Source organism: Vibrio sp. 1078-1, from assembly GCF_033340475.1.
Genome location: NZ_JAWOWM010000847.1, coordinates 1 through 528 on the forward strand (window position 1 = coordinate 1; position 528 = coordinate 528).

At 48.1% G+C, this 528-nt stretch carries 1 protein-coding gene; it reads right to left on the reverse strand.

Translation table 11 applies throughout. The annotated features are described in order from the left end of the window. Window positions 1-528: tRNA(Met) cytidine acetyltransferase TmcA domain-containing protein (locus tag R7190_RS30420; protein ID WP_318138283.1), on the reverse strand; the 528-nt coding region annotated here is incomplete at both ends.

The window sequence follows — 528 nt, forward strand, 5'->3', positions numbered from 1 at the left end:
CGCTGCTTTTACCTCTACCGCGATCAGCCGTGAGCACTAAAGGACGCTTGCGATGCCGATTCACCACTTTCTCGATTAATGAAACAGCGTGAGTCTGCTCTATGTATTCTGTATTTCTCTGCGCAATAGCAAACTCAGAAACCTGGGGAATGACTTTCCCCTGCTCAAGCACTATCAGCTTTTGCCATTGGGTCTGCATCCATTGCTCAGCGAAATGTTGTGGCTGAGCAGTATTTGTCACAATAAGTAGCATTCCACCGCCAACGAGAGAGCCAATTGCCGCCATAAAGCTATTAGCATCGAACTCTTTTCGCGCGTCAAACAGCAGCACATCACATTCTCTGCCGAGTAGTCGATTTCCCTGCTTCATTCCAACACAAAAGGCACTCTCGAATGACCAATCCCCAACACAGAACCAACGTTGTGTGGTTTGAGTTTGAAGAAATGCAGAGAGAATGGCCTCTTGCCAATCGGCCTCTCCTTGCAAAACAACGCCTGAGCGTTGAAAAGCATGTTGAGATTGGCGCT